This window comes from Amycolatopsis sp. NPDC003676 (genome assembly GCF_053587275.1).
In genome coordinates this window covers 55,238-77,383 of record NZ_JBSFNS010000002.1, presented here as the reverse complement: position 1 = coordinate 77,383, position 22,146 = coordinate 55,238, and the positions used below count along the sequence as shown (strand labels likewise).

Here is a 22,146-nt window from a genome sequence, read left to right as displayed (position 1 = left end):
CGTTCACGAGGCGTACGGTAAGTCTGGAAAGGACAGTGCAGAACCCTTGTGGTGCTTACCAAATCCTGACGTCAGTCAAGATCTTACCGACTTCTCACGGATCCGCGGGAAACCTGCCAGGCCGCCGCCAACGGGGTTATCGTGACCGGCGATGAGCGAGTCGACGAAGGCTGCCCGGCTCGCCGAGCCGCCGCCCCCGGTTCCCGTCCGTACCCGGTTCCGCGCTGATCTCGTGACGGTCGGCGGCACCCTCGCGGTGATCGCCGCCGCGACCGCCGTTGGCGTGTACTACAACCGGCCAGGCTCGGGCGTGGTGATCTATGCGTTCGCACCGCCGCTGTTCGCGCATTGGCTGCCGCACGTCGGCCCCGGCTCGGTGTTCGCGGTCCTGATCGCTGCCGGCGTCGTCCTGTACGGCCCGGCCTTGGCCGCCCGGCTGCGATGGCGGCGCGCCCTGGCTGCTGGCTATCTGGCGTCCCTCGCCTGGATCTTCTCGCTCGCGATGGTGGACGGCTGGACCCGCGGCTTCACCGGCCGGCTCACCACGCCGCAGGAGTACCTGCACGAAGTCCCCGGCATCACGGACATCCCGCGTTTTCTCCGCGAATTCTCCTCGCGCATCCTCGATTTCCAGCCGAACTCGTGGACCACCCACGTGTCCGGCCATCCGCCAGGCGCGACGCTCGTCTTCGTCTGGCTCGACCGGCTCGGCCTCCACGGCGGTGCGTGGGCGTCGGCCGCTGTGGTGCTGGTGGCCGCATTGGTCGCCGTCGCGGTACCAGCGACGATCGCCCTGCTCGGCCGTCCCGACGCAGCCCGCGCGGCCCTGCCGTTCGCCGTGCTCAGCCCAGGCGCGGTCTGGCTGGGCGTGTCCGCGGACGGTCTCTTCGCTGGCGTAACCGCCACCGGCATCGCGCTGCTCGCCCTCGCGTCGGTCGGCTTCCGCGAACGCCGTGGCTACGCCTGGCCCACCGGGCTGGCCGCCGGGATTCTCATCGGATTCGGCATCTTCCTCTCCTACGGCCTTGTCCTGCTCGGCTTGGTCGCGCTGGCCGTCGCCCTGCTCGGCCGACAATGTCGGGCCGCGGCAGCCGCTGTTCTCGGCGCGTTGGCAGTGGTCGCCGTGTTCGCCCTAGCCGGATTCTGGTGGTTCGACGGCTACCACCTCGTCGTCGAGCGCTACTACCAGGGCGTCGCGGTGGTGCGGCCGTATTCGTACTGGGTGTGGGCCGACCTGGCCGCGGTGGCGGTCGCGTGCGGGCCAGCGGTGGTCGCGGCGGCCCGCCGGGGAGTGGCTTCGGCGGTCTTCTTGCCGTCTCGCAAGACGCTCCTGCGCGATCCGGTGCTGCTGATCGTGATCGCGGCCGTGCTCACGATCGTGTTCGCCGATTCGTCCGGCCTGTCGAAGGCTGAGGTAGAACGGATCTGGCTACCGTTCGGCGCGTGGCTGATCCCGGCCACGGCGCTGCTTCCGGCGGGCCACCGCCGCTGGTGGCTGGCCGGACAGGCGGTGGTCGCGCTCGCGGTCAACCACCTGCTGCTGACGAACTGGTGAGGTGAGGCATGGAAGACCAAGCGGGTCGCGTGCTCGTGGTCGACGACGACGAGACAGTGCGCGACGTCGTCCGCCGCTACCTCGAAACCGCCGGTTTCACCGTCGACCTGGCCGGCGACGGCACGGCGGCGCTCGCCCAGTTCGCCGAGCGCGTGCCGGACCTGGTGGTGCTCGACGTGATGATGCCCGGCCTCAACGGCCTGGAGGTGTGCCGGCGGCTGCGGCAGACGAGCCAGGTGCCGATCGTCATGCTCACCGCGCTGGGCGAGGAGGAAAACCGCATCGCCGGGCTGCAGTTGGGGGCCGACGATTACGTCACCAAACCGTTCAGCCCCAAGGAACTCACGCTGCGCGTGGCGTCCGTGCTGCGCCGGGCCCGGATGCCACGACCCGAGCCGCACACCGCTGAGCTGGTAGACGGCAACCTCCGGCTCCAGATGACCGCCCGCCAGGCGACGCTCGACGGCGCGGTGCTGCCGCTGACCACGCGCGAGTTCGACCTCCTCGCGTTCTTCCTCTCCCACCCCGGCGTCGCGTTCAGCCGGGCTGACCTGCTGGAGAAGGTGTGGGGCTGGGACTTCGGCGACCAGTCCACAGTGACTGTCCACGTGCGACGGCTGCGCGAGAAAATCGAGCGTGACCCGGCCAAACCGATCCGCGTAGCGACGGTGTGGGGCGTCGGCTACCGCTACGACCGGACACAGCCATGATCGGCTCGGGCGAGTCGGCGTGGGACATGTTCGTCCACGTCCTGCACATTCTTCCGCTCGCCTTGCTGTTCGCCCTGCCGGTGGCAGCCTTGGGCGGGCTCGCGCTTTACCTGCTGCGGCACCGATCGCTGGCCACCACGATGACCACGCTCGTGCTGACCCCGATCGCGGCGATGCTGGTCGGAATCCTCGGCGTAAGCGGCTTCATGTTCACCGAAGCACTGACCACCGAACTGCTCGTGTGCCTGCTCGTGGCACTGGTCGCGGTGCCCGCGGCGATGGTGCTGGGCCGGGTCATCGCGCGGCGCAGTGTGTGGGAACGAGAGGCGCGGGAACGCGAACGCGCGGCGGAGAAGTCGCGTCGCGAATTGGTCGCGTGGATCAGCCACGACCTTCGCAGTCCGCTGGCCGGGATCCAGGCGATGGCGGAGGCACTGGCCGATGGCGTGGTTTCGGAACGCGCTGAGGTGGCCGACTACGCCCAGCGCATCAGCGGCGAGACCACCCGGCTGTCCGGCATGGTCGGCGACCTGTTCGAGCTGTCCCGGATCACCGCGGGAGCGCTCGAACTGAGCATGTCGGCGGTCCCGCTGCGCGACGTGGTGAGCGACGCGGTCGCCGCGCAGGCACCGGTGGCGGACCGCAAACGCGTGCGGGTGCTGGAAAACGCGTCGGCGTGGCCGGTGGTGTCCGGCAGCGATCCGGAGCTGGCGCGGATCGTGCGGAACCTCGTGTCCAACGCCATCCGGCACACTCCGCCGGACGGCACGGTCGCCGTGCAACTCGGCATCGACGGCGACCAGGCGCTGCTGGCGGTGGACGACGGCTGCGGCGGGATCCCGGACGACGAGATCAGCCGGGTCTTCGACGTCGCCTTCCGCGGCACGCAAGCCCGCACCCCCGACCGCAGCGGCACCACCAGCGGCGGCGGGCTGGGCCTGGCGATCGCGAAGGGCCTGGTGGAAGCACACCGAGGCCGGATCGGCGTGCAGAACCACGGCCCAGGATGCCGCTTCGAGGTGCGGTTGCCGCTGGCGGCGTCCTGATCCGTCTATTGTGGACAGTCAGGGCGCGGCAACGGCCGAGATCGGCTCCACGGTGCGGTCGGTCGCGATCCGGAAGAACGGCTCGTCCGGGAAATGCGCGGCCGCGACGATGGTCCCGGTACCGGCCACCTCACCGAGCCAGCGACGGCGGGTCAGCTCCGCCTGCCCCGGATCGACGTCGGATGCGGCCCCGATCGTCGGATCGGCCATTTGCTCAGGAATCTGGAACACGTCACCGATCAGGACGGCGCGACGGTCCTGATCCGCGACCTCCAGCACGTAATGCCCCGGCGTGTGCCCGGGAGCATGCCGAACGGTGACGCCGGGTGCAACCGTTTCGCCGTCCAGCATCGGACGCAGTTTGCCCTGGGCGCGAAGGGCTTCCAGCGCTACGCGGCCGCAGTCGTGCCGCCCTGCCGGTTCGACGAACGCCGCCCAGTCGGGCGCGCCGTACCGCACTTCGGCGTTCGGGAAGTACGGCTCGCCGCTCGGCGCGACCCAGCCGATGTGGTCGGCGTGCAGGTGAGTCAGCACCACGGTGTCGATGTCTTCGCGGGCAACCCCGGCTTCGGCGAGCGCGGCGGGCAAGCCTCCGGTGTGCTCAGTTTCAGCGGCGCTGACCACCGGGTGCAGTTGCTCTTTGGAATGCTGCGGCAGATGCGGCTCGCCGCTCGGACGCGGACCGAAACCGGCGTCGACCAGCACTGTGCGGCCGCCCGTCCGGATCAGGAATGCGCCAAGGACCACGGGCACGGTGGTCGGTGCCGAGCGCTTGCCCAGGAGTCCTGGAAAGAACGACGACGGCAGCTGCAGCCGTCCGTCGGTCAATGCGTGGATTTCGATGTCCCCCACCACGATGGAACGCATGCTCAGCATCAAGATCCGGTACGGCCGATTCATTCCGGAAAGTGATCTTCACCTCATCGGGTGACGGGCGCGCGCAGCTCCGCGGTGGCGAACGCGGCGATGCCTTCCGCGAAGGAGGTTTCCGCCTGGAATCCGAGCAGCTCCCGTGCTCGAGCCGGGTCGGCGACCACGTGCCGGACATCAGCCGGCCGCGCGCCGCCGACGATCCGCGGCTCCCGTCCTCCGCAGGCACGGGCCAGCTCCCGGGCCAGGTCGCCGACACCGTGCGGCTGCCCGGAACAGATGTTCAGCGGCGTCAGGTCTGCCTCCGGACCGTCGCTCCGGAGCGCGAGGACGTTCGCTCGGGCCACGTCGTCCACGTGCACGAAATCCCGCTGCTGCCGTCCGTCCTCCAGCACGGTCGGCGCTTCTCCGCGCTCCAGCGCCGAGCGGAACAGGGACGCCACTCCGGCGTACGGCGTGTTCTGCGGCATCCGCGGGCCGTAGACGTTGTGGTAGCGCAACGCCCAGACCGTGCCGCCGGTCTGCCGCGCCCAGGCACCCGCGAGGTGTTCTTGCGCCAATTTGGTTGCCGCGTACGTGCTTCGAGGCAACAGCGGCGCGTTTTCGGGCACGAGTTGCCAGCCCAACTCGGCACCGCAGTGCGGGCAGGTGGGTTCGAATCGTCCGGCGTCCACATCGGACTGCCGGCGAGCTGACGGTGGAACGACGCCGTGTTCCGCACACGCGTAGCGACCCTCGCCGTAGACCACCATCGACGAGGCCAGCACGAGCTTGCGCACCTTCGCCGCGTGCATCGCGGCCAGCAGCACGGCGGTGCCGTAGTCGTTGTTCAGCGCGTACGAGGGTGCGTCGGAGGGATCCACTCCGTGCCCGACCACCGCGGCCTGGTGGCAGACCGCGTCGACGCCGTCGAGCAGCTCGGCGACGATCTCGGTGTCGGTGACGTCACCGCGCAGGAAGCGGTGCCGCTGGGTGTATTCGGGTGGCGTGGTGGAGCCGTGCGCGGTGGACAGCAGGTTGTCCAGCACGACCACCTCGTCGCCGTCGTCGGCCAGCTGGTCGGCGATCCGGGACCCGATGAACCCGGCGCCGCCGGTGAGGAGCACTCGCACCTCGCCGACGTTAGGCCGCTTGCCCTGGGGCGCGCGCGGCCTGCGCGGACCACGTCACCGAATCGTCAGAAATCACCGGGCCCGCGGCGGCGAAGGGGGCCCGGAACCGGATACGGTGTCGGCATGGAACGGAGCGCACAGCGGCTGGGCCGGGCACTCGTGGTGATTGTGGACGACCGGGTCGCGCACGGGGAGCACGAGGACACCTCCGGGCCGCTCGTCACCGAGCTGCTCGAGGAGGCCGGGTTCATCGTCGACGGCGTCGTCGTGGTCGAGGCCGAGACCGCGGGCATCCGCAACGCGCTCAACACGGCGGTGATCGGCGGTGCGGACCTGGTGATCACGGTCGGCGGCACCGGAGTGTCGCCGCGCGACCGCACACCGGACGCGACCGCCGGTGTCCTCGACCGCCCGATCCCGGGCATCGGCGAGGCCCTGCGCGCCTCGGGGCTGGCCGCTGGCGCGGTCGACGCCGGGATCTCCCGCGGCCTGGCCGGCGTTTCGGGCAGCACGCTGGTGGTCAACCTGGCCGGTTCGCGCGCGGCTGTGCGCGACGGCATGGCGACCCTTTCGTCGCTGGTCCCGCACGTGATCGACGAGCTCTCCGGCCTCGAAGAGGTCTGAGCTCGGCCGGTTCGCGGCGGATGTCTCTCTGCACTTGTCAAACAACAGGTGGGACGATGGACCCATGCCGCACGAAGAACGACGTCCCCGCGTGACCGAGGCCCAGCGCCGCCGCCGGGTCGACGAGATCTTCGGCGACGTGCTGCCGGAGACCACGTCCGATGAGCGGGGCCGGGGCCCGGAGACCACTCCTGATTCGTGGTACCTCGAGAACCGGCCCCCGCATCACGATCGCTGACCCCTCAGTTGCCGCTGGAGGAGCCGTTGCCCCGCTGCGCGCGCAGCAGGTCGCGGATTTCGGTGAGCAGCTCGACGTCCGTCGGCTCGGCCGGGCCCTTCTCCTCGCCGCGCTTGCGCCGCTCCTGGACGTGCTTCATCGGCAGCACGATCAGGAAGTACACGATCGCGGCGACGATCACGAAGTTGATCGCCGCGTTGATCACGCCGCCGAAGTCCATGAACGTCGAGTCGTTGCCGTGCAGGACGTTGAAGCCGAGGCCTTTCGCCGCGTCCGAGCCGCCGAGCGCGTTGATCAACGGCTTGATCAGGCCGTTGGTGAACGCCGTGACGATCGCGGTGAACGCGGCGCCGATCACGACGGCGACCGCGAGGTCGACGACGTTGCCGCGCATCAGAAAGTCCTTGAAACCTTTCAGCACTGCTGCTCCCAGGGGATTCGGGACAGGCGTCTGGCCGTCGTAGGACAGCCGTCGCCCGTCGGAACAGGGTCGGGTTAGCGGAGAGTAACCGTTACCGGTCGTTCGAGCGAGGAAGCAGCGACCTGCGTGGCAACCTGCGCCGGCAGCGCGAGCAGTACCAGCGGACCCTTCTGCGGCGGGCCCAGTGTGCGGTTCCCGGCGTCGTCGGAACGCCGGACGGTGACCACCGTGGCCCCTCTGGCCAGCACAGATGCGGAATTTGTGGTATCCGCGCCCGCGACGACGTCGACGCGCTGACCCGGCTGAAGCAACTCGGCGACGGCCGCGTCCGCGAGCCGGACGGCGACCGTGACCGCGCCGGGTTCACCCGTTACGGGGAGGTTGTTGCCGAGGAGCCGGACGTCGGTGATGGGCTCGCCAGCCCGCGCCGCGCCGGACAGAAGCCGCCCCACCGCCGCGTCTGACGCCGACAGCGCGCCGGACGGGCGGAGGTCGTCGGGCAGCGCGACAGTCCGCACGTCGGCAGCGCGCAGGACGGAGCCCGCGGGCAGGTCGCGTGCGGAGACCACCGTTGCGGTGGCGGGTGCGCCCCGTGCGGAGGGCGGGAGGAACAGGACGAGCAGGCCGGCCAAGAGCAAGGCCGCCGCGAGACACCGGCGGAGCATCCGGGCTCGCCGACCGCGCGGCAGACGGACGTCAGGCAGCGCGGGAAGGCGGCTGAGCAAGGTGTTCACGGTTGTCCCCTCGTCGGTTCCGATGCGACGGGATGCCGCACGAAACCGACGTTAAGGACGTCGCGAACCGGCCGAAAGGGCCGATTCGCGAACCTGTGGACAACTGGCCCCTTGTGGATAACTCGGGGGTCAGGAGGGCGTGGAAGCCGTTTTTGTCGTGCTCGTCGTGGAGGATGTGTTCGAGGACGAAGAAGACGTCGACGAAGAGGAGGTGGTGGACGACGAGTCGGACTTGGCGCTCTCGGTCTTGGCCGGAGTCGCGGAAGTGCTCGACTTGCTCGAATCACGCGAATCCGTGCGGTAGAACCCGCTGCCCTTGAAGACCACGCCGACCGAGCTGAAGACCTTGCGCAGTGGACCGGAGCACTGCGGGCAGACGGTCAGGCTGGGGTCGGAGAAGGACTGCACCGCCTCGAAGCGGTGGTCGCATTCCTTGCAGGCGTACTGGTACGTGGGCACTGAAGCTCCTTCATGCACTGGCACTCGACCTACAAGAGTGCTAACCCAATTGTGCTGGACGACATTCCCTCAGCGCAATTACCCCTTGCTCACAGTGCTGCGGCGGAAGGGGTGGCGGCGGGTTGGCGCTGGTCAGGACGTCCAAAGCGGGTGCGGCTCGGTGGCTGGACTGCGGCTGGTCCGGCCAGTGAGGCCCGTTGCTGGGCCGGTTGGCGGGTCTGGACGGCGCTTGTGGGCGGCTCGAAGGGCGCCGGTTTGGGCGGCTGTGGGTGTGTTGCTGGTGTGGGTTGTGGGCGGATGCGTGGTTTCGGTGTTTTGGGAGGTTGGGTGGTTCGTGGGTGAACGCTGAGGCGGGTGTGGTGGGCGGAGCTGGCGACTTGTCCGGTTGAGCGTGCGCAGCGCGAGCGACCCGGGTGGAGCTGGTGGCTCGGTGCTGGGCGGTGGCGGATGCCGGGTGTCGGTTGCGGCTGGCGGTGTGGTCCTTGCCGGGCGTCCGCGGACGGTGTCTTCGGTTCGGCGCTGGTCGGCGGCCATACGCTTCGGGCGGCGGCACCGAACCCGACGGGCCGATCGGGCGGCCGTGGCCACTCGCCTCGTCGAGCGGCGGCATTGAACCCGGCATGCCGGTCGAGTGGTCAAGACCACTCGCCTCGCTCAAGCGGCAGCACCGAACCGACAGCCCAGTCGAGTGGTCTTGACCACTCGTATCACCGAGCGGCAGCGGCTGTCGGCAGCTGGATGAGGCCGGAGGGCGTCAGGACGGCCGTCATGGGCACGTCGTGGGGTTCGGCTGGGAGGCGGTCGACGACCTCCTCTGCGCGCACCACAGCCACGCGGGCGGTGTCGGGCGCGGCGGTCAGGGTGCGGTCGTAGTAGCCGGCTCCGCGGCCGAGGCGGGTGCCGTGGCGGTCGACGGCCAGGGCTGGGATCAGCAGCACCTGTGCCGAGGCCACCGCGCTGGTGCCCAGGCGTGGGCCTGACGGTTCCAGGACGCTGCGGAAGCGTCCGGGGATCAGGGCGTCCGGGCCGGTGTACTCGGCCCAGTCGAGCGGGCCGGGAGTGTCCGGGATTACAGGCAGCAGGACGCGCGCGGCCAGGGCGTTCACCAGGGAGATTTGGCCGGGCTCGGTGCCGAAAGGGAGGTACGCGCACACCGTTTCCGCGTGGATTGACGATGCCGCGGTGGCCAGGGCGGCTGCCTCGCGAGCGTGGGCTTCGGGGGGCAGTTCGGCGCGGGCGCGAAGGATTCGGGTCCGCCACTCCGCCTTGCTCGGGGTCTCATTGCCCGGCTCGTGCATGAGACCAGGTTAGGCTTTGCGCCCATGACGGGCGCCTCAACCACCCAGACCTTCAGAACCGCCATCGTGCCTGCCGCAGGCCTCGGCACGCGATTCCTGCCGACCACGAAAGCGGTGCCCAAAGAGCTGCTGCCGGTGGTCGACACGCCGGGGATCGAGATCGTCGCGACCGAGGCGGCGAGTGCGGGGGCGAAGCGGCTGGTGATCGTCACCTCGCCGGGCAAGGAAGCCGTCGTCCGGTACTTCGAGGCGAAGCCGGACCTGGAGAAGACGCTCGAGGAAAAGGGCAAGACCGAGCTGCTGGCGAAGGTCCGCCGCGGGCCGGAGCTGCTGGACGTCGCGGTCGCGATCCAGGAACAGGCCCTCGGGCTCGGGCACGCGGTCGCGCAGGCCGAGCCGAACCTGACCGACGAGGACACCGCCGTCGCCGTGCTCCTGCCCGACGACCTCGTGTTGCCCGCCGGGGTCCTCGACCGGATGTCGGCCGTCCGCGCTCAGCACGGCGGAAGCGTGCTCTGCGCCTTCGACATCCCGAAGGAGCAGATCTCCCCGTACGGCGTCTTCGACGTCACCGACACCGACGACCCGGACGTCAAGCAGGTCCACGGCATGGTCGAGAAACCCAAGCCGGAGGACGCGCCGTCGACCTACGCCGCGGCCGGGCGGTACCTGCTCGACCGGGCGATTTTCGACGCGCTGCGCCGGATCGAACCCGGCGCGGGCGGTGAGCTGCAGCTCACCGACGCCGTCGCGCTCCTGATCCAGGAGGGGCACCCCGTGCACATCGTCGTCCACCGCGGCGGGCGGCACGACCTGGGCAACCCGGGCGGATTCCTGCGCGCCGCTGTCGATTTCGCGCTCGAGGACCCGGATTACGGGCCGTCGCTGCGCGCCTGGCTGACCGAACGGATCGGAAACGATCGCCCATGACGGACTCCCTCGATTCCACCCCCGCCACCCCGGCCGAAGAAGTCGCGACGCCCGAACCGGCGGTTCAGGCCGTCGCCGCGGCGGAAACGGCGGAAGCCATTGTCCCGACGGAAGAATCCGCTGAATCCGGAGACTTCCGCTCAGTCGACGAGCAGATCGCGCTGACCCTCGACGCCGCCGTGCGCCCGCGGCCGGTTCGCGTCGCGATCTCCGAAGCGCAGGGCCTGCTCTGCGCGGAGGAAGTGGTCGCCGAGCACGCGCTGCCCGGGTTCGACCAGGCCGCAGTGGACGGATACGCGGTCCGGAGCGTCGACGTGCGCACGGCCGGGCAGGAACCGGTCCAGCTGCCGGTCGTCGGCGAGATCCCGGCTGGCTCGCGTCAGCCGCGCCGGTTGCAGCCGGGCCAGGCGGTGCGCGTCGACACCGGCGCGCCTCTTCCCACGCTCGCCGACGCCGTGGTCCCGACCGCGTACACCGACGGCCACCAGGCCAAGGTCACCGTGACCCGGTCCGTGCCGTCGGCCGGCTACGTGCGCCGGGCCGGCGAGGACGTGCAGATCGGCGACGTCGCGGTGCGCAAGGGCGACACCATCGGTTCCGCGCAGGTCGGGCTGCTGGCCGCGGTCGGCCGCGCGAAAGTGCTGGTCTACCCGCGGCCTCGGGTGTCGATCGTGTCGGTCGGCGACGAGCTGGTGGACATCGACCGCACGCCGTCGGTCGGCCAGGTCTACGACGTCAACTCGTACGCGCTGGCCGCGGCCGCGCGCGACGCCGGCGCCGAGGTGAGCCGGGTCGGCATCGTGCCGGGCGACCCGAAGCGGCTGCGCGAGGTCGTCGAGGGACGGCTGCTGATGTCCGAGATCGTGGTCGTCGCGGGCGGGGCCGGCGGGTCTTCCGGCGACGAGGTGCACGCCGCGCTGTCCGACCTCGGGCACATCGACCTGACCAGGGTCGCGATGCACCCAGGTTCGGTGCAGGGCTTCGGCAGGCTCGGCCCGGACTCGGTGCCGACGTTCCTCATCCCGGGCAATCCGATGAGCGCGCTCGTGGTGTTCGAGGTGCTGGTGCGGCCGCTGATCCGCACCGCGCGCGGCACCCGCAACCCGCACCGCCGGGTGGTCGGGGCTCGGCTGCTGTCGTCGATCACGTCCACGAAGGGCCGTCGCGGTTACCTGCGTGGGCAGCTGCTGCGCGACGAAGCGAACGGCGAGTACCTGGTGCAGCCGCTCGGGACGTCGGGCGCGCACCTGCTCGCGTCGCTGGCCGAGGCCAACTGCCTCATCACCGTCGAAGAGGATCTCACCGAGGTGGCCGCGGGCGACCAGGTCAAGGTCACCTTCCTCGCCCAGCGCGCCTGATCCGTGGCCGCACTCGCCGACTCGGTCGAAAACCGGCACCCGGGCTGGCCCGCCACGCTCGGCCCGCTGCGGATCCCGGCAGGCGTGCTCGCCGTGCGCCCGGTGCGGCTGCGCGACGCGGGCGAGTGGAGCCGCGTCCGGCTGCGCGACCGCGAGCACCTCGAGGAGTGGGAGCCGACCGGGATCGGGCCGTGGGCCGACCGCAACGCGTTCTGGTCGTGGCCGTCGCAGTGGGCGGCGCTGCGCGGGCTGGCGCGGCGGGGCCAGTGCCTGCCGTTCACGATCACGGTGGACGGAAAGTTCGCCGGGCAGATCACTGTCGGTAATGTGATCCGCGCCGCACTCCGGTCGGCCTGGATCGGGTACTGGGTGTCGTCCGAGATCGTCCGGGGAGGCGTGGCCACCGCGGCCGTCGCGCTCGTGACAGATCACGCTTTCGATGTCGCGGGCCTGCACCGGCTGGAAGCGACCGTGCGGCCGGAGAACAACGCCAGCATCCGCGTGCTCACGAAGGCCGGATATCGGCAGGAAGGGCTGTTCGAGCGGTACCTCGACGTGGCTGGCGCATGGCGTGACCACCTGTGTTTCGCCGTGACGAAAGAGGAGACCGGCGACGGCCTGGTGTCCCGCCTGGTGGCCTCCGGGCGCGCCGACCTGGCCTGATGGTGACTACGCGTTCTAAACCGATCACGCGTTACCACATCCTGTGAGATTCACCTAATGCGGTGATGCATTTTCGTGATCGAACCCGGCGAGTCTGCGCCTCCTGTGTGACTGTTGTGGCTAGCGTGACTACAGCAGAGGATCGGGGGAGGTGACGGGAGATGCCCAGTTCGGTGATCATCGTCGCGCTCGCCGCGGCATGGCTCGTCGTTCTCGTGCCCATGGTGGCTCGCAAACGCCAGCAAGTCGCGCGGACGCCAACCTCCGCGCTGGCCGCCCGGGTAGTGCGAAGGGGCAGTGCTCGCAACGAGGGACAGGAGGACGACGCCGTGTCCGACAATGCGAATCCTTCGGTGGAGGATGATCTCGCCGAACTCGAGGCGGAACTCGACGCTGACCTGGACGAGGAGCCCGAACCCGAGCCGGAGCCGCTCCCGCAGCCCGCGCGCGCCGAACGTGCCGCCGCGCCGCGCCGCGAACGCCGCAGCTACCGGCCGGGCCGAGGCGGCTTCGACCCGGAAGCGGCGGAGATCGCGGCCAAGGCCAAGTACGCGTTCCGTCAGCGAGTGGTCGTCATCCTGCTGATCGCAGCCGTCGTCACGGCTGCGATCGCCGGATTCGCGCTGTCGCTCGCCTGGTGGGCACACGCCGCGGTCGACCTCGCCCTCGTCGGCTACCTCGTGTACCTCCGCCGTCAGGTCCGCATCGAGAACGAAATCCGGCAGCGCCGGATGGCCCGCTACTCGACGACGGCTCCTGCTCCTGTTCACGAGGCGTACGACTCTTTCGAGGAGGAGGAAGAGGAGGACGTCGAGGTCGTCGCACCCGAGGTGCCGCGCGACATCGTGGAGCGCAAACCGTCCCCGATGTCCCGCATCCGCCGCCAGGCCGTCGTGGTCGACCTGGACGACGAGGACCCCGCATTCGAGGAACTCGCCGAGCCCACCGCGGGCCCGTACCGCCGGGCCGTCGGAGAATGACCCCCGCTGTTCGGTGCCTGGAGGGCGCTGCTAAGCTTTCCAAGCACTGAACAACAGGGGCTCACGCTCCTAGGGGCTGTAGCGCAGTTGGTAGCGCGTCTCGTTCGCATCGAGAAGGTCAGGGGTTCGATTCCCCTCAGCTCCACAGTGGATTAAAGGCCCTTTCCGGGATCCGGGAAGGGCCTTTTTCGTGTTGTACAGCAGCAAAGTACCGCAACGGCTCAGGCGACGACGTCGACCAGGCCGCGGCAGGCGATAGAACGCCCCGGGTTCCAGAATGTCGTGCGTGCCTTCTGCCCGCCCGGCTCAGGTCATGCGGAGCCGGGCGGGCAATGCTCGACAGAATGCGTTACTGGCCGATCATGTCGTTCATCCAGCCGGTCACCGCGTCGTGCAGCAGGGGCGCGTTGGGGGCGTAGTTGATCGAGTGTCCGTAGCCTGCCACCACGAACGTGCGCAGTTGTGCCTCGGGCGAGTAATACGTGGCTTCGCCCTGCCGCAGGCTTTCCGCGCTGGAGCAGTCGCTGGCCAGCGGGCCGCAGAAGACGTTGTCCTCCTGGCCCATCGCCAGGAATACCGGCACGTTGATCTGCCTGCTGTAGGGCAGCACCAAACCGATCAGGACGGCGTCCACGATCTCGCCGGGCGCGATCAGGTCTTTGTTCGCTTCGTCCTCGTCGATGACCTGCTGGTTGTACGGCGCGGGGTTGTGGAAAGCGTCGTATCGCATGCCTGGCAGCGTGGTCAGGTATCCCGGGTCCAGCCCGGCGACCTTGGACATCCGCGCGTCCAGCACCGCCGGGCTCAGTGCGGCCACCGTGGGCGTCACGGTCAGCGCGGCGACCCGGTGAGTGAATCCGGTGATCACCACGCCGTCGACGTCGTGGAAGGTGCCTGCCTCGATGATCGTGGTGGCCGATCCGAGCGAGTGCCCGACGAGGACGATCTTGTCGAACCTGGGCCCCACCGCGCCGGTCCGCATCGCTTGGATGGCGTGGTGCACCGCGTTGGCTTGGCTGCTCGCGGTCAGCAGGGAGCTCGGCGGTTTGGAGCTGCGTCCGGAGCCGACCCGGTCTATCGCCAGGGTGGCGTATCCCGCGCTGTTCACCGCTTTGCGGAACGACTGGGTGTCTGGCAGGCCGGGCGGGTCGTAGTAGGTCGAGTTGTACGTGCCGCCGGGCACCAGCACCTGCAGGGTGCGGCTGCCGCCGGGCGGGACGCACAGCTTGCCGTACATGGTCTGATCGTTAAGCCCGAGCAGGGGCAGATCCACCAGCGACACGGGGATGTTCAGGTCCTGGCAGGACGCCTCGTCAGCGGACGCCTGCGGTGGGGTGAGCACCGTGCTGACGCACAGCAGAGCCATCGCCGCGGCGACGGCCCGGCGCAAGAGCAAATGCACAAAAACTCCATATTCCGTTGTGTGAACTGCTAATCCCGCGGACGCACCGTCATCGGCATGCCGCGCGGGTAGGCGATGGTCGTGTAGCGCACCCGGACCGGGCCGGCTGGTTCGAGGCGCCACCGCGCGAGGATCGTGGCCAACCCGATGACCACCTCGGCTCGCGCGAACAGGTGGCCGATGCACTGCCGGATCCCGTTGCCGAACGGGATGAACACCCCGGGCGGCAACGAGCGCACCCGGTCGGTGGACCATCGGTCCGGGTCGAATGTTGCCGGGTGATCCCAGTACCGGGGGTCGGTGTGCATGGCGAGCGGGCTGAACATCACCTCGTCGCCGGGGCGCAGCCGCACCGGGCCGAGGTCGATTTCCTGTTCGGTGCGGCGCATCAGGATCCACAGCGCGTACATCCGCAGCACCTCGCTGACCACCTGCCCGGTGTAGGCCAGCGCGGGCAAGTCGTCGAAGGCGACCGGGCGTCCGCCGAGGACCTGGTCCGCCTCGGCCCGCACTCGTTCCGCCATATCGGGATTGCGGCCCAGCTCGTGGCAGGCCCAGGCCAGGATCAGCGCGGTGGTCTCGGTGCCCGCGGTGAGCAGGGTCATCACCTCGTCGTGCACCTGCTCCCGGGTCATCCGCTCGCCGGTCTCGGCGTCCCTGGCCAGCAGCAGCGTGGACAGCAGGTCGCCGTGGTCGATGTCCGGGTCGCGGCCCGCCATCAGTTCCCGCACCACGGCTTTCATACGCGCGATGGCCTCGTCGAAGCGGCGGTTGAACGGCAGCGGCAGCTTCTCCGCGAATCCAGGGGAGAGCACCCGGTACATGCCCAGCTGAATGATCAGCGGGATCGAGCCGCGGGCCTCGCGGATCGCTTCCTCGCCCAGTTCGGTGCCGAACAGCGCCTCGCCCACGTTGGTCATGGCAAGGGCTTGCATGTCCGTGTCGATCTGCCGCACCTCGCCTGGCTGCCAGGACCCGGCCATGGCGGCGGTCGCCCGGACCCAGCCCTCGGCGTAGCGGCGCAGGTGCGGCTGGCTGAAGGCGGGCAGCATCAGCTTGCGCTGCCTGCGGTGGAAGGGCCCGTCGGAAAGGGCCAGGCCGTTGCCCGCGTACGGGCGGAATTTGCGGAACATGATTCCGCTGCCGAAGCTGGATCCATTTGTCACGAGCACGCGGTGAATAATTTCCGGATTCGTGAGGAAATAGGTGTGCAATGGTCCCAGGAACAGCGTGACCACGTCACCGTGTTCCCGAAGTCCGGCGGTGAATGGGACGGGACGGCGGACCAGCTCGACTGTGTGTCCCAGCAAAGGCCACCGTCCAGGTGCCACCCGGACGGGCACGCGAACTCCTTGACATTGGGGAGAATCGGGAGGCCCGCTATTTTACGGTCCATTCAGCGGCACTGGCAGCGCCCGATTGGGTAGTACCTTAACCACGATTGACGGATTAAGTCATCGTGACCAGGGTGAGTATGCTGTTCCGGCTCCCGAACCTATGAGGTGCGCGATGGCGGGTACACGGGACTGGGTCCCGGCCGGAGTAGACACGAGTTCACCGAACGTCGCCCGGATCTACGACTACTGGCTCGGCGGCAGCCACAACTTCGAGACGGACCGCACCACCGCGGACCACCTCGAGGGGACGCTGCCGTGGATCCGGCAGTCGGTCCGGCTCAACCGCGCCTTTCTCGGCCGCGCGGTGCGCTTCATGATCTCCCAAGGCATCCGGCAGTTCCTCGACTTGGGCGCGGGCATCCCCACCGTGGGCAACGTGCACGAGATCGCCCAGCGGGAAGTCCCCGAGACCCGGGTGGTCTACGTCGACAAGGAGGCGGTGGCGGTCGCGCACGGCGAGCTGCTGCTGGCGGGCGACGACCGCACCGCGGTCCTGCACGCGGACGTGCGCGACGTGGCCGGGGTGCTGGACAGCTCGGAGGTCCGGCGGCTGATCGACTTCTCCGAGCCGGTCGGCCTGCTGTGCATGCTGCTGCTGCACTGGATCCCGGACGAGGACGACCCGGCCGGGCTGGTGCGCGCTTACCAGGAACCGCTGGCCCCGGGCAGCCTGGTCGCCTTCACCCACATCAATTCCGACGCGCACCGGGAGTCGTTCGCCGCGGCCAGCGACCAGATGGCACAGCGGCGCGGCGAGGTGCCGCACACCCGGTCCCACGACCAGATTCTGGGCCTGCTGGGCGATTTGGCGCTGGTCGAGCCGGGCCTGGTGGGCTGTGGCAGCTGGCGGCCGGCCGGGCCTACCGACATCGCCGAGGACCCGTCGTGGAACGAACTGATCTATGCAGGTGTGGCGCGGAAGTCGTGAGCCCATGACCGAACCGGACAGACACTCGACCCCGGAACCGTCCGAAGACGGGCGTCGCCAGCGCGGCTTGCTCGCGCGCAAGTGGGCCTACTTGCTGGGCGGGACCGGCTACGTGCCGCTGACGCACGCCAGTTTCGAGACCGAACTGGTCGCGCTTCTGGACGACCTGTGCACCGAGGTGCACGAGAGCGGGCGGAGGCATCCGCCGGGCCGTATCGGTTCGCTGGGGGCCGCGGGCACCCGGCTGGTCGAGCTGAACTGCGCGGGCGGGCAGCCGATCACCGTCACGATGGGCGTGCTGAGCAAGGGAATGCTCGCGCTGCCCGAGTTCCAGCCCGTCGAAGAGTTCGCCGAACGCGTCGTGGGCGTGCTCGGCGCGCTGGCCGCGAGCGTGGTGGCGGCCGCGCAGGACGCCACTCTCGCGCAGCAGGAGAGCCTGAAGATGTCCCTGCTCAAGGCAGTGCGGGACGCCAAGTACGAGTTGCGGACCGCGCAGGCGCGGTTCGACGAGGTCGCCACGTCGTCGGCGAGCGGCATCCTGGTCTCCGACCTGGACGGCAAGCTGGTCACCGTGAACGCCGCGGCGGGCGTGATGCTCGGGCACGCGCCGGACGAGCTGACCGGGTCCGACCTGTTCGACCTGGTTCATCCCGATTACGCGCCGGTTCTGCGCGAGGACTACCGCGCGCTGCTGGCCGGCAAGGTCGAGCGGATCAAGCAGTCGCAGCGGTTGCTGCATCACGACGGCGAGGCCGTTTCGGTGTCGTTGACCGCCTCGCTGCTGCACGGCACCGGGGACGAGCCCAGTCACTTCGTCACCGTGGTCGAGGACGGCACCGAGTTGTTCCTGCTGCAGAAGGAACTCAGCCGCCAAGCCCTGCACGACGTGCTCACCGGCCTGCCCAACCGGCAGTGCTTCAACACGCGGATGGAGACCGTGCTGGGCGAGGCCGACCCGGAGCTTGGCGTGACGCTCCTGCGGCTGGAGCTGGACGCTTTCGCAGTGGTGCGCAATGGCCTCGGCGAGCGCGCGGCCGAACAGCTGCTGATCACTGTGTCGCGACGGCTGAAGTCCGTGCTGGCAAAGGAGAAAGCCCTTGTCTCCCGGTTCGGCGACGCGGAGTTCGCGGTGCTGGTGGAGAACGCGCCGGACACCCCGCCGCCAGTGCGCCTGGTGCACGAGCTGCGTCAGGAGCTGGCCGAACCGACCTATGTGGACGGTCACGGGCTGGCCCTGTCGATCAGTGTCGGAGCGGTCAGCCGGACCGCCGACGGCCGCGACGCCGCCGATCTGCTGCGCGAGTCCCATCAGGCACTGCGCCGGGCCAAGGCCAACGGGCACGGGCAGTGGGAGCTGTCGCATCCCGAGCAGAACCGGATGGACCGCAAGACCGACGAGCTGGCCGCGGTCATGCCGGGCGCCTTCGAGCACGGGGATGTGCGGGAGCGGTACCGGCCGCTGATGCGCTTGGCCGACGGCGTGGTGCACGGTGTGGAGGTGCTGCTCAGCTGGGATCCGCCCGGCGCTGGCGCGCTGTCCGACGAGCGTTGCCGCAGCCTGGCCGAGACCACCGGGCTGATGCTGCCGATGGGCGAGTGGTTGCTGAACACCGCCTGCAAACAGGTCGGGTGGTGGCGGCAACGACTTGATCGCGACCTGCGGCTGCTGGTCAGCCTGAGCCCGCACCAAGCGGCGGACACGGATCTGCTCACCCGGGTGGTCGGCGTGCTGGAGGAGACGCGCTTCCCGGCCGAGCGGTTGCTGGTCGAGCTTCCCATGCTGGCTTTGGCCGCCGATCTCGGCGAGTCCAGGGACAATCTGGCGGAACTGTCCGGACTGGGCGTGCGGCCGGTGATCAGTGTCAGCGGACTGGGCGACGGCGCGCTGGCCGCGCTGGTCGACCTGCCGGTGTACGGCGTGCGGCTGGACTGCGGGCTGCTGGACGGGGTCGCGCCGGACTCGCCGGTGGTGGATCTGTTTCGGGAGCTGCCGGGCTTGGCGCATCGGGTCGGGGCGGAGGTGATCGTGGACGGGTTGAGCACTGCGGAGCGGGAGAGATTCTGGCGGGATGCTGGGGCTGAGCTGGCGCTGGGTGCGCATTGCGGGGAGTCTTGCCGTCCGGAGGAGCTGGCGGATGCGTTCGGGGACTCTGGTTGGCGGAAAGGCTAGACAGTTGGCTAAGCGTGCTTTTCCGCCCGATCAGCCGCAGAGCGAACCGAGGGTGTTTTCGAGTGCGCTGGTGAGGTAATCGGCGGTACCGGGGCCGCAGGCGATGGCCACGTCGCCGTGCGGTCCGTCCAGCAGATAGGTGAGGACTCTGCCGTGGTCGAGGCTGTCCACGGCGGTCAACGGCATGCTGGCGCTACGGGTACCGGCGGACCGGGCGGCGACGAACAACTGGTGGCTGGCGGCCCTTCGCGACTCCATCAAGGTGCGGAGCCGGTCCTCGGGCGAGGTGATGGTGTAGTCGCTGCTGGTGTCCAATGTGTACGAATCGCTGACCCTGCCCCGGTCGTATTCGGCTTTCGGGACGGTGAATTCGGTGATCGTGGCGGCCGGGAAATCGGGCAATTGTTCGACGACCGCGCGGATCAGCTGGTTCGCGCCGATCGTCGTCAAGGTGAGCAGGTCGTCTTCAACGGCGGCGAGGACGGCGTGGCGGCCGGTGCGGACCGCTAGCATCGCGCGGTCCCGGTCTCCGCTGCTGGACCAGCCGTAGCATTCGGCTTCGGCGTTGGCGACCGCCAGCATCAGGTCGCGGAACTCCGCGGTGACTCTGTCGGTACGCAAGTCGAAGAAGCCGGGCTCGGCCAGAACCTGACGGGTCAAGGTGTCCAAGCGCATGGCGGCATCTTTTTCGACCCACACATCCACGACGCCCAGAACCGGATGTGCCGGGCCGATCTGTTCCCATTCCCAGGCTTTCGCGACCGCCAGGCGCGGGACGGTCACCGGGGCGTCGAGCAGCATCACGTTGTTGTTCCCCCCACTGCCGTTCGATGCTCGCTATTCGCCGATGACCGGCGGCGTCGCTCTGCCGTCGTAGCCGAACAACGAGTTCGGGTCGGCCTCCTGCAAGTAGGACGCGGCTTTCTTCTCTTCGTCCGCTTCGCCTTTGCCGCCTTTTCCCGCGCCGCCGGCCATGGGCATGCCGTTGGTTCCTTTGGCACCGGGCGCACCCGCGCTAGGCCCGCCGCGCACCCCGCGCTCCGGCTCGCCGAACCGGTTGGTCCCGGTCGACTTCCCCGCCTCGCCGGGGCCGCCAGGTCCGCCGCCGCGCGCGGAGGCGCCGGGACGGCTGACGCCAGCGCTGGGTGTTCCCGTTCCGCCGATGGGTCCGAAGGACCCGGGCATGCCGGTGAGCTGGCCGGGATTGGGGTAGCTGCTGGAACCGCGGGGAGCGTAGCCGGAACTGGAGCCACTGGGCCCGAACTGCACCGGGGTGTGGTCCATGCCGGGGGAACCGGGCGGGACGTAGCCGGAAGTGCCGGTGCTGTCGTCGCCGTGCGAGACCGGGGGCGCATAGGTCAGAGGCTGACTGTCGCCGGGAATGGCGCTGTGCCGAAGAGGCATGGTGCTCAGTCCGGGCGGAGCCGCTGCTGCTGGGCCGGGCTGATCGGTCGGACGGTAGGCGTCGGGTCGGTGGACAGGCGGCGTGGTGACCTGCGGCCGGTGCTGCTCCGGTGTGCCGCTCTGGCCGGGGTCTTCGGCCGGTGCCAGGTGGTAGGTGCCGTCCGCGGAATCGGGGACCTGTCCGTAGTCGATGGGCATTTTCCGGGCGTGGCCGTCGCTGGTTCCGGTGAACCCCTGATACACGGCGTTATTCTGCTCGACGGCCGCGTTGCGCGCGTTGATCTTCTTCTCGTTGTCGGTGTCCCAGGGGGTGAGCACGTCCCACGCTGAACGGCTTGGCGGGTCGTCGGAGACGTCCTGCAGCGAATCTCGAGCCGAGGTGAACGCGTGCGACTGGTCGGCGAGAGTGGACTGGCTGTCGTGCAGCGCCACCGACGCGGACGCCGCGACATCCGCCAGCGGGCGCAGCGATCCCCTTGCCGCGTCTCCGCTCTGTCCTGACCAGGCACTTTCCAGACGGCCCACGGTTGTCAGAGTGTCGGATTCGATGCCGTGCTGCTCGGCGGACTGAAGTGCCGCGGCGTGCTGCGCCCGTCCGAGACTGTCCGGCCCGGGGCCCGCTTTCACCCGTCGCACGAGTTCGCCGGGCAGGATGATGAGGCCTTCGGCCTGCATGTGCTTCAGGACCGCCAGATACCCGTCGGTCAACGACGACATGCTCACGCGCCGCCCTTCAGCGTGGTGACGGCCAGGTCGGCGACGTGCTGGGCGTCCTGGCAGGGATCGGCGCCTTTCCCCGCTTGAGAATCGGCCAGTTTCACATCCACCTCGAAAGCGGCGTCGTCAGCGATGCCGATCGCGACGCTGCATCGGCCGGTCGGCCGGTCGTCGGTCGGCCCGTAAGCCACCGCGGGGTAGCCCTGCACAGGCGCGAGTTCTTCGAAGAAGCCTTCGTTCTTCTTCGCGTAGACGTGGCCGAGACCGTCTTTCCACGCGTACACGAGTTGCACGCCGATGCCTGAGCCGCGGCTCGGATTCGACCACCGGCATTGTTTGGCGATCCCGGTGTCCTGCGCCGGCTGTACATCGGGCGATACATCGGAGAACAACGTCTTCACCTGTGCGTCGGTCAGCACCTTGCAGGGGTCGCCTTGGACGAGAGACGCCGGCAACGGACTCGCGACCCTGGGGACCTCGGACGAAGGCTGCCGTACGTCGCTGCTCGGCGATCCGCTACTGGGCAAGGGGTCGGGTTTCCCCCCGTTGCCGCCGCAGGCGGCCAGTCCGGCGGCCAGCAGCAGCGCGAGCAAGGGAACGCGGAAACGGATCGAACGCATCAGAAGCGTCCCTCGCCCTGCTGACCGATGTCCCGGCCGGCCTGCTGGTCGTGTGCGTCGTGGATGCCCAGCGCGTCTTTCATCTTCTGGATGATCGAGCCGAGGTATGCGCTTTGCCGCATCATGTGGCCGCGATAGTAGTTCCCGGAGTTGTTGCTGGCGTCGGTGTTCCGCAGCGAGGCCGGGTCCTTTCCCGGCGGGGTGATGGTCCACATCGGGACGGCCTTTTCGATCTGGGAATCGATGCGCGTCCGCAAGTTCTGAAGGTTCTTGAGCTCGGCGGCCATCGCGTCCTTGCTCAGGTAAAAGCCGGGTGCGCCGCCGCCGGAGGAACCACCGCCGGTTCTGGACGTGCCGTCGGCGAGGAAAAACCGCGCTCCCGCGAGTGCCCCGGCGAGCGTCCCGAGGGCACCGGTACCGCCGGACGGCGTCATTTGCTCAGCCATCTGCATCCTCCCCTTGCGTGGCTGCTCGAACCATAGCTTCGCTAGGCGGGACCGGTGGTATTCA

The 22,146-nt window shown here is 69.3% G+C and carries 23 protein-coding genes and 1 tRNA gene; 12 read left to right on the top strand and 12 right to left on the bottom strand.

Annotated features, from left to right (window positions below; all coding sequences use genetic code 11):
- Positions 1–151: 151 nt before the first annotated feature.
- From ACWDNU_RS01510 to ACWDNU_RS01500, 3 genes are read left to right on the top strand one after another with little or no spacing between them, the layout of a single operon-like run.
- Positions 152–1,555 carry a hypothetical protein gene (locus ACWDNU_RS01510; protein ID WP_449667270.1) on the top strand — a complete coding sequence of 468 codons (1,404 nt, stop codon included), beginning with the start codon at positions 152–154 and terminating at the stop codon, positions 1,553–1,555.
- 8 nt (positions 1,556–1,563) lie between these two features.
- On the top strand, positions 1,564–2,265 hold the full coding sequence (locus ACWDNU_RS01505) for a response regulator transcription factor (protein ID WP_449667269.1): 702 nt from the start codon (positions 1,564–1,566) through the stop codon (positions 2,263–2,265).
- The gene (locus ACWDNU_RS01500; protein WP_344280821.1) at positions 2,262–3,311 is read left to right on the top strand and encodes a sensor histidine kinase; all 1,050 of its coding nucleotides are present in this window, start codon (positions 2,262–2,264) and stop codon (positions 3,309–3,311) included. The genes ACWDNU_RS01505 and ACWDNU_RS01500 overlap by 4 nt, the downstream gene beginning before the upstream one ends.
- Before the next feature lie 18 nt (positions 3,312–3,329).
- Here the strand turns inward: ACWDNU_RS01500 and ACWDNU_RS01495 are convergent, their stop codons facing one another.
- Positions 3,330–4,178 (bottom strand): MBL fold metallo-hydrolase, encoded by an 849-nt coding sequence (locus ACWDNU_RS01495; protein WP_449667268.1) that lies wholly within the window; start codon positions 4,176–4,178, stop codon positions 3,330–3,332.
- 53 nt (positions 4,179–4,231) lie between these two features.
- Positions 4,232–5,293, bottom strand: coding sequence for an NAD-dependent epimerase/dehydratase family protein (locus ACWDNU_RS01490; protein ID WP_449667267.1), 1,062 nt, complete (start codon positions 5,291–5,293; stop codon positions 4,232–4,234).
- Between the two features lie 123 nt (positions 5,294–5,416).
- Between ACWDNU_RS01490 and ACWDNU_RS01485 the strand changes: the two genes are divergently transcribed.
- Both ACWDNU_RS01485 and ACWDNU_RS01480 read left to right on the top strand, forming a co-directional pair.
- Positions 5,417–5,917 carry a MogA/MoaB family molybdenum cofactor biosynthesis protein gene (locus ACWDNU_RS01485; RefSeq protein WP_009083558.1) on the top strand — a complete coding sequence of 167 codons (501 nt, stop codon included), beginning with the start codon at positions 5,417–5,419 and terminating at the stop codon, positions 5,915–5,917.
- A gap of 64 nt (positions 5,918–5,981) precedes the next feature.
- Entirely contained in the window at positions 5,982–6,155 is a 174-nt protein-coding gene (locus ACWDNU_RS01480; protein WP_167493483.1) for a hypothetical protein, read from the top strand.
- A gap of 4 nt (positions 6,156–6,159) precedes the next feature.
- Here ACWDNU_RS01480 and mscL read toward each other — a convergent pair whose 3' ends face one another.
- The 4 genes from mscL to ACWDNU_RS01460 form a co-directional block, all read right to left on the bottom strand.
- Complete coding sequence (mscL, locus tag ACWDNU_RS01475) at positions 6,160–6,576, bottom strand: large-conductance mechanosensitive channel protein MscL (protein WP_370933972.1); 417 nt, start codon at positions 6,574–6,576, stop codon at positions 6,160–6,162.
- 74 nt (positions 6,577–6,650) lie between these two features.
- Complete coding sequence (locus ACWDNU_RS01470; protein WP_370933973.1) at positions 6,651–7,310, bottom strand: SAF domain-containing protein; 660 nt, start codon at positions 7,308–7,310, stop codon at positions 6,651–6,653.
- A gap of 129 nt (positions 7,311–7,439) precedes the next feature.
- Positions 7,440–7,769: an FmdB family zinc ribbon protein gene (locus ACWDNU_RS01465; RefSeq protein ID WP_182889668.1), complete on the bottom strand. Its 330-nt coding sequence runs from the start codon at positions 7,767–7,769 to the stop codon at positions 7,440–7,442.
- 707 nt (positions 7,770–8,476) lie between these two features.
- Positions 8,477–9,067: a 5-formyltetrahydrofolate cyclo-ligase gene (locus ACWDNU_RS01460; protein ID WP_449667266.1), complete on the bottom strand. Its 591-nt coding sequence runs from the start codon at positions 9,065–9,067 to the stop codon at positions 8,477–8,479.
- 24 nt (positions 9,068–9,091) lie between these two features.
- On the opposite strand from ACWDNU_RS01460, the gene ACWDNU_RS01455 reads away from it, so the two are divergent.
- The 5 genes from ACWDNU_RS01455 (at position 9,092) to ACWDNU_RS01435 (ending at position 13,143) form a co-directional block, all read left to right on the top strand.
- The gene (locus ACWDNU_RS01455; RefSeq protein ID WP_449667265.1) at positions 9,092–9,997 is read left to right on the top strand and encodes a UTP--glucose-1-phosphate uridylyltransferase; all 906 of its coding nucleotides are present in this window, start codon (positions 9,092–9,094) and stop codon (positions 9,995–9,997) included.
- Positions 9,994–11,355 carry a molybdotransferase-like divisome protein Glp gene (glp, locus tag ACWDNU_RS01450; RefSeq protein WP_449667264.1) on the top strand — a complete coding sequence of 454 codons (1,362 nt, stop codon included), beginning with the start codon at positions 9,994–9,996 and terminating at the stop codon, positions 11,353–11,355. Before ACWDNU_RS01455 ends, glp begins: the two co-directional genes overlap by 4 nt.
- A 3-nt stretch (positions 11,356–11,358) precedes the next feature.
- On the top strand, positions 11,359–12,018 hold the full coding sequence (locus tag ACWDNU_RS01445; protein ID WP_116198910.1) for a GNAT family N-acetyltransferase: 660 nt from the start codon (positions 11,359–11,361) through the stop codon (positions 12,016–12,018).
- Positions 12,019–12,179: 161 nt separating this feature from the next.
- Positions 12,180–12,998 (top strand): divisome protein SepX/GlpR, encoded by an 819-nt coding sequence (sepX, locus tag ACWDNU_RS01440; protein WP_449667263.1) that lies wholly within the window; start codon positions 12,180–12,182, stop codon positions 12,996–12,998.
- 72 nt (positions 12,999–13,070) lie between these two features.
- Positions 13,071–13,143: transfer RNA gene (locus ACWDNU_RS01435), tRNA-Ala, on the top strand.
- Positions 13,144–13,347: 204 nt separating this feature from the next.
- Here the strand turns inward: ACWDNU_RS01435 and ACWDNU_RS01430 are convergent.
- Both ACWDNU_RS01430 and ACWDNU_RS01425 read right to left on the bottom strand, forming a co-directional pair.
- Complete coding sequence (locus tag ACWDNU_RS01430) at positions 13,348–14,400, bottom strand: alpha/beta hydrolase (protein WP_449667262.1); 1,053 nt, start codon at positions 14,398–14,400, stop codon at positions 13,348–13,350.
- A gap of 29 nt (positions 14,401–14,429) precedes the next feature.
- The gene (locus ACWDNU_RS01425; protein WP_449667261.1) at positions 14,430–15,743 is read right to left on the bottom strand and encodes a cytochrome P450; all 1,314 of its coding nucleotides are present in this window, start codon (positions 15,741–15,743) and stop codon (positions 14,430–14,432) included.
- A gap of 166 nt (positions 15,744–15,909) precedes the next feature.
- Here ACWDNU_RS01425 and ACWDNU_RS01420 point away from each other — a divergent pair, with 166 nt between their 5' ends.
- Positions 15,910–16,725, top strand: a complete 816-nt coding sequence (locus ACWDNU_RS01420; protein ID WP_449667260.1) for an SAM-dependent methyltransferase — start codon at positions 15,910–15,912, stop codon at positions 16,723–16,725.
- Positions 16,726–16,729: 4 nt separating this feature from the next.
- Positions 16,730–18,895, top strand: a complete 2,166-nt coding sequence (locus ACWDNU_RS01415; protein WP_449667259.1) for a putative bifunctional diguanylate cyclase/phosphodiesterase — start codon at positions 16,730–16,732, stop codon at positions 18,893–18,895.
- Between the two features lie 30 nt (positions 18,896–18,925).
- On the opposite strand, the gene ACWDNU_RS01410 is transcribed toward ACWDNU_RS01415, so the two are convergent.
- Genes ACWDNU_RS01410 through ACWDNU_RS01395 form a run of 4 tightly spaced genes read right to left on the bottom strand, consistent with a single transcriptional unit; the run spans position 18,926 to position 22,082 of the window.
- Positions 18,926–19,696, bottom strand: coding sequence for an ESX secretion-associated protein EspG (locus ACWDNU_RS01410; protein ID WP_449667380.1), 771 nt, complete (start codon positions 19,694–19,696; stop codon positions 18,926–18,928).
- 36 nt (positions 19,697–19,732) lie between these two features.
- A complete protein-coding gene (locus ACWDNU_RS01405; protein ID WP_449667258.1) occupies positions 19,733–21,022 on the bottom strand; it encodes a hypothetical protein in 1,290 nt (429 codons plus the stop codon).
- Complete coding sequence (locus tag ACWDNU_RS01400) at positions 21,019–21,636, bottom strand: DUF3558 domain-containing protein (protein WP_449667257.1); 618 nt, start codon at positions 21,634–21,636, stop codon at positions 21,019–21,021. Before ACWDNU_RS01400 ends, ACWDNU_RS01405 begins: the two co-directional genes overlap by 4 nt.
- Positions 21,636–22,082, bottom strand: coding sequence for a hypothetical protein (locus tag ACWDNU_RS01395; RefSeq protein WP_449667256.1), 447 nt, complete (start codon positions 22,080–22,082; stop codon positions 21,636–21,638). The genes ACWDNU_RS01400 and ACWDNU_RS01395 overlap by 1 nt, the downstream gene beginning before the upstream one ends.
- Between the last annotated feature and the right edge of the window lie 64 nt (positions 22,083–22,146).

Bases quoted from the DNA above. Each gene is read 5' to 3' on its own strand.
- ACWDNU_RS01510 (WP_449667270.1), top strand. From the start codon at position 152: ATGAGCGAGTCGACGAAGGCTGCCCGGCTCGCCGAGCCGCCGCCCCCG.
- ACWDNU_RS01505 (WP_449667269.1), top strand. From the start codon at position 1,564: ATGGAAGACCAAGCGGGTCGCGTGCTCGTGGTCGACGACGACGAGACA.
- ACWDNU_RS01500 (WP_344280821.1), top strand. From the start codon at position 2,262: ATGATCGGCTCGGGCGAGTCGGCGTGGGACATGTTCGTCCACGTCCTG.
- ACWDNU_RS01495 (WP_449667268.1), bottom strand. From the start codon at position 4,178: ATGCGTTCCATCGTGGTGGGGGACATCGAAATCCACGCATTGACCGAC.
- ACWDNU_RS01485 (WP_009083558.1), top strand. From the start codon at position 5,417: ATGGAACGGAGCGCACAGCGGCTGGGCCGGGCACTCGTGGTGATTGTG.
- ACWDNU_RS01480 (WP_167493483.1), top strand. From the start codon at position 5,982: ATGCCGCACGAAGAACGACGTCCCCGCGTGACCGAGGCCCAGCGCCGC.
- ACWDNU_RS01460 (WP_449667266.1), bottom strand. From the start codon at position 9,067: ATGCACGAGCCGGGCAATGAGACCCCGAGCAAGGCGGAGTGGCGGACC.
- ACWDNU_RS01455 (WP_449667265.1), top strand. From the start codon at position 9,092: ATGACGGGCGCCTCAACCACCCAGACCTTCAGAACCGCCATCGTGCCT.
- glp (WP_449667264.1), top strand. From the start codon at position 9,994: ATGACGGACTCCCTCGATTCCACCCCCGCCACCCCGGCCGAAGAAGTC.
- sepX (WP_449667263.1), top strand. From the start codon at position 12,180: ATGCCCAGTTCGGTGATCATCGTCGCGCTCGCCGCGGCATGGCTCGTC.
- ACWDNU_RS01420 (WP_449667260.1), top strand. From the start codon at position 15,910: ATGGCGGGTACACGGGACTGGGTCCCGGCCGGAGTAGACACGAGTTCA.
- ACWDNU_RS01415 (WP_449667259.1), top strand. From the start codon at position 16,730: ATGACCGAACCGGACAGACACTCGACCCCGGAACCGTCCGAAGACGGG.
- ACWDNU_RS01410 (WP_449667380.1), bottom strand. From the start codon at position 19,696: ATGCTGCTCGACGCCCCGGTGACCGTCCCGCGCCTGGCGGTCGCGAAA.
- ACWDNU_RS01400 (WP_449667257.1), bottom strand. From the start codon at position 21,636: ATGCGTTCGATCCGTTTCCGCGTTCCCTTGCTCGCGCTGCTGCTGGCC.
- ACWDNU_RS01395 (WP_449667256.1), bottom strand. From the start codon at position 22,082: ATGGCTGAGCAAATGACGCCGTCCGGCGGTACCGGTGCCCTCGGGACG.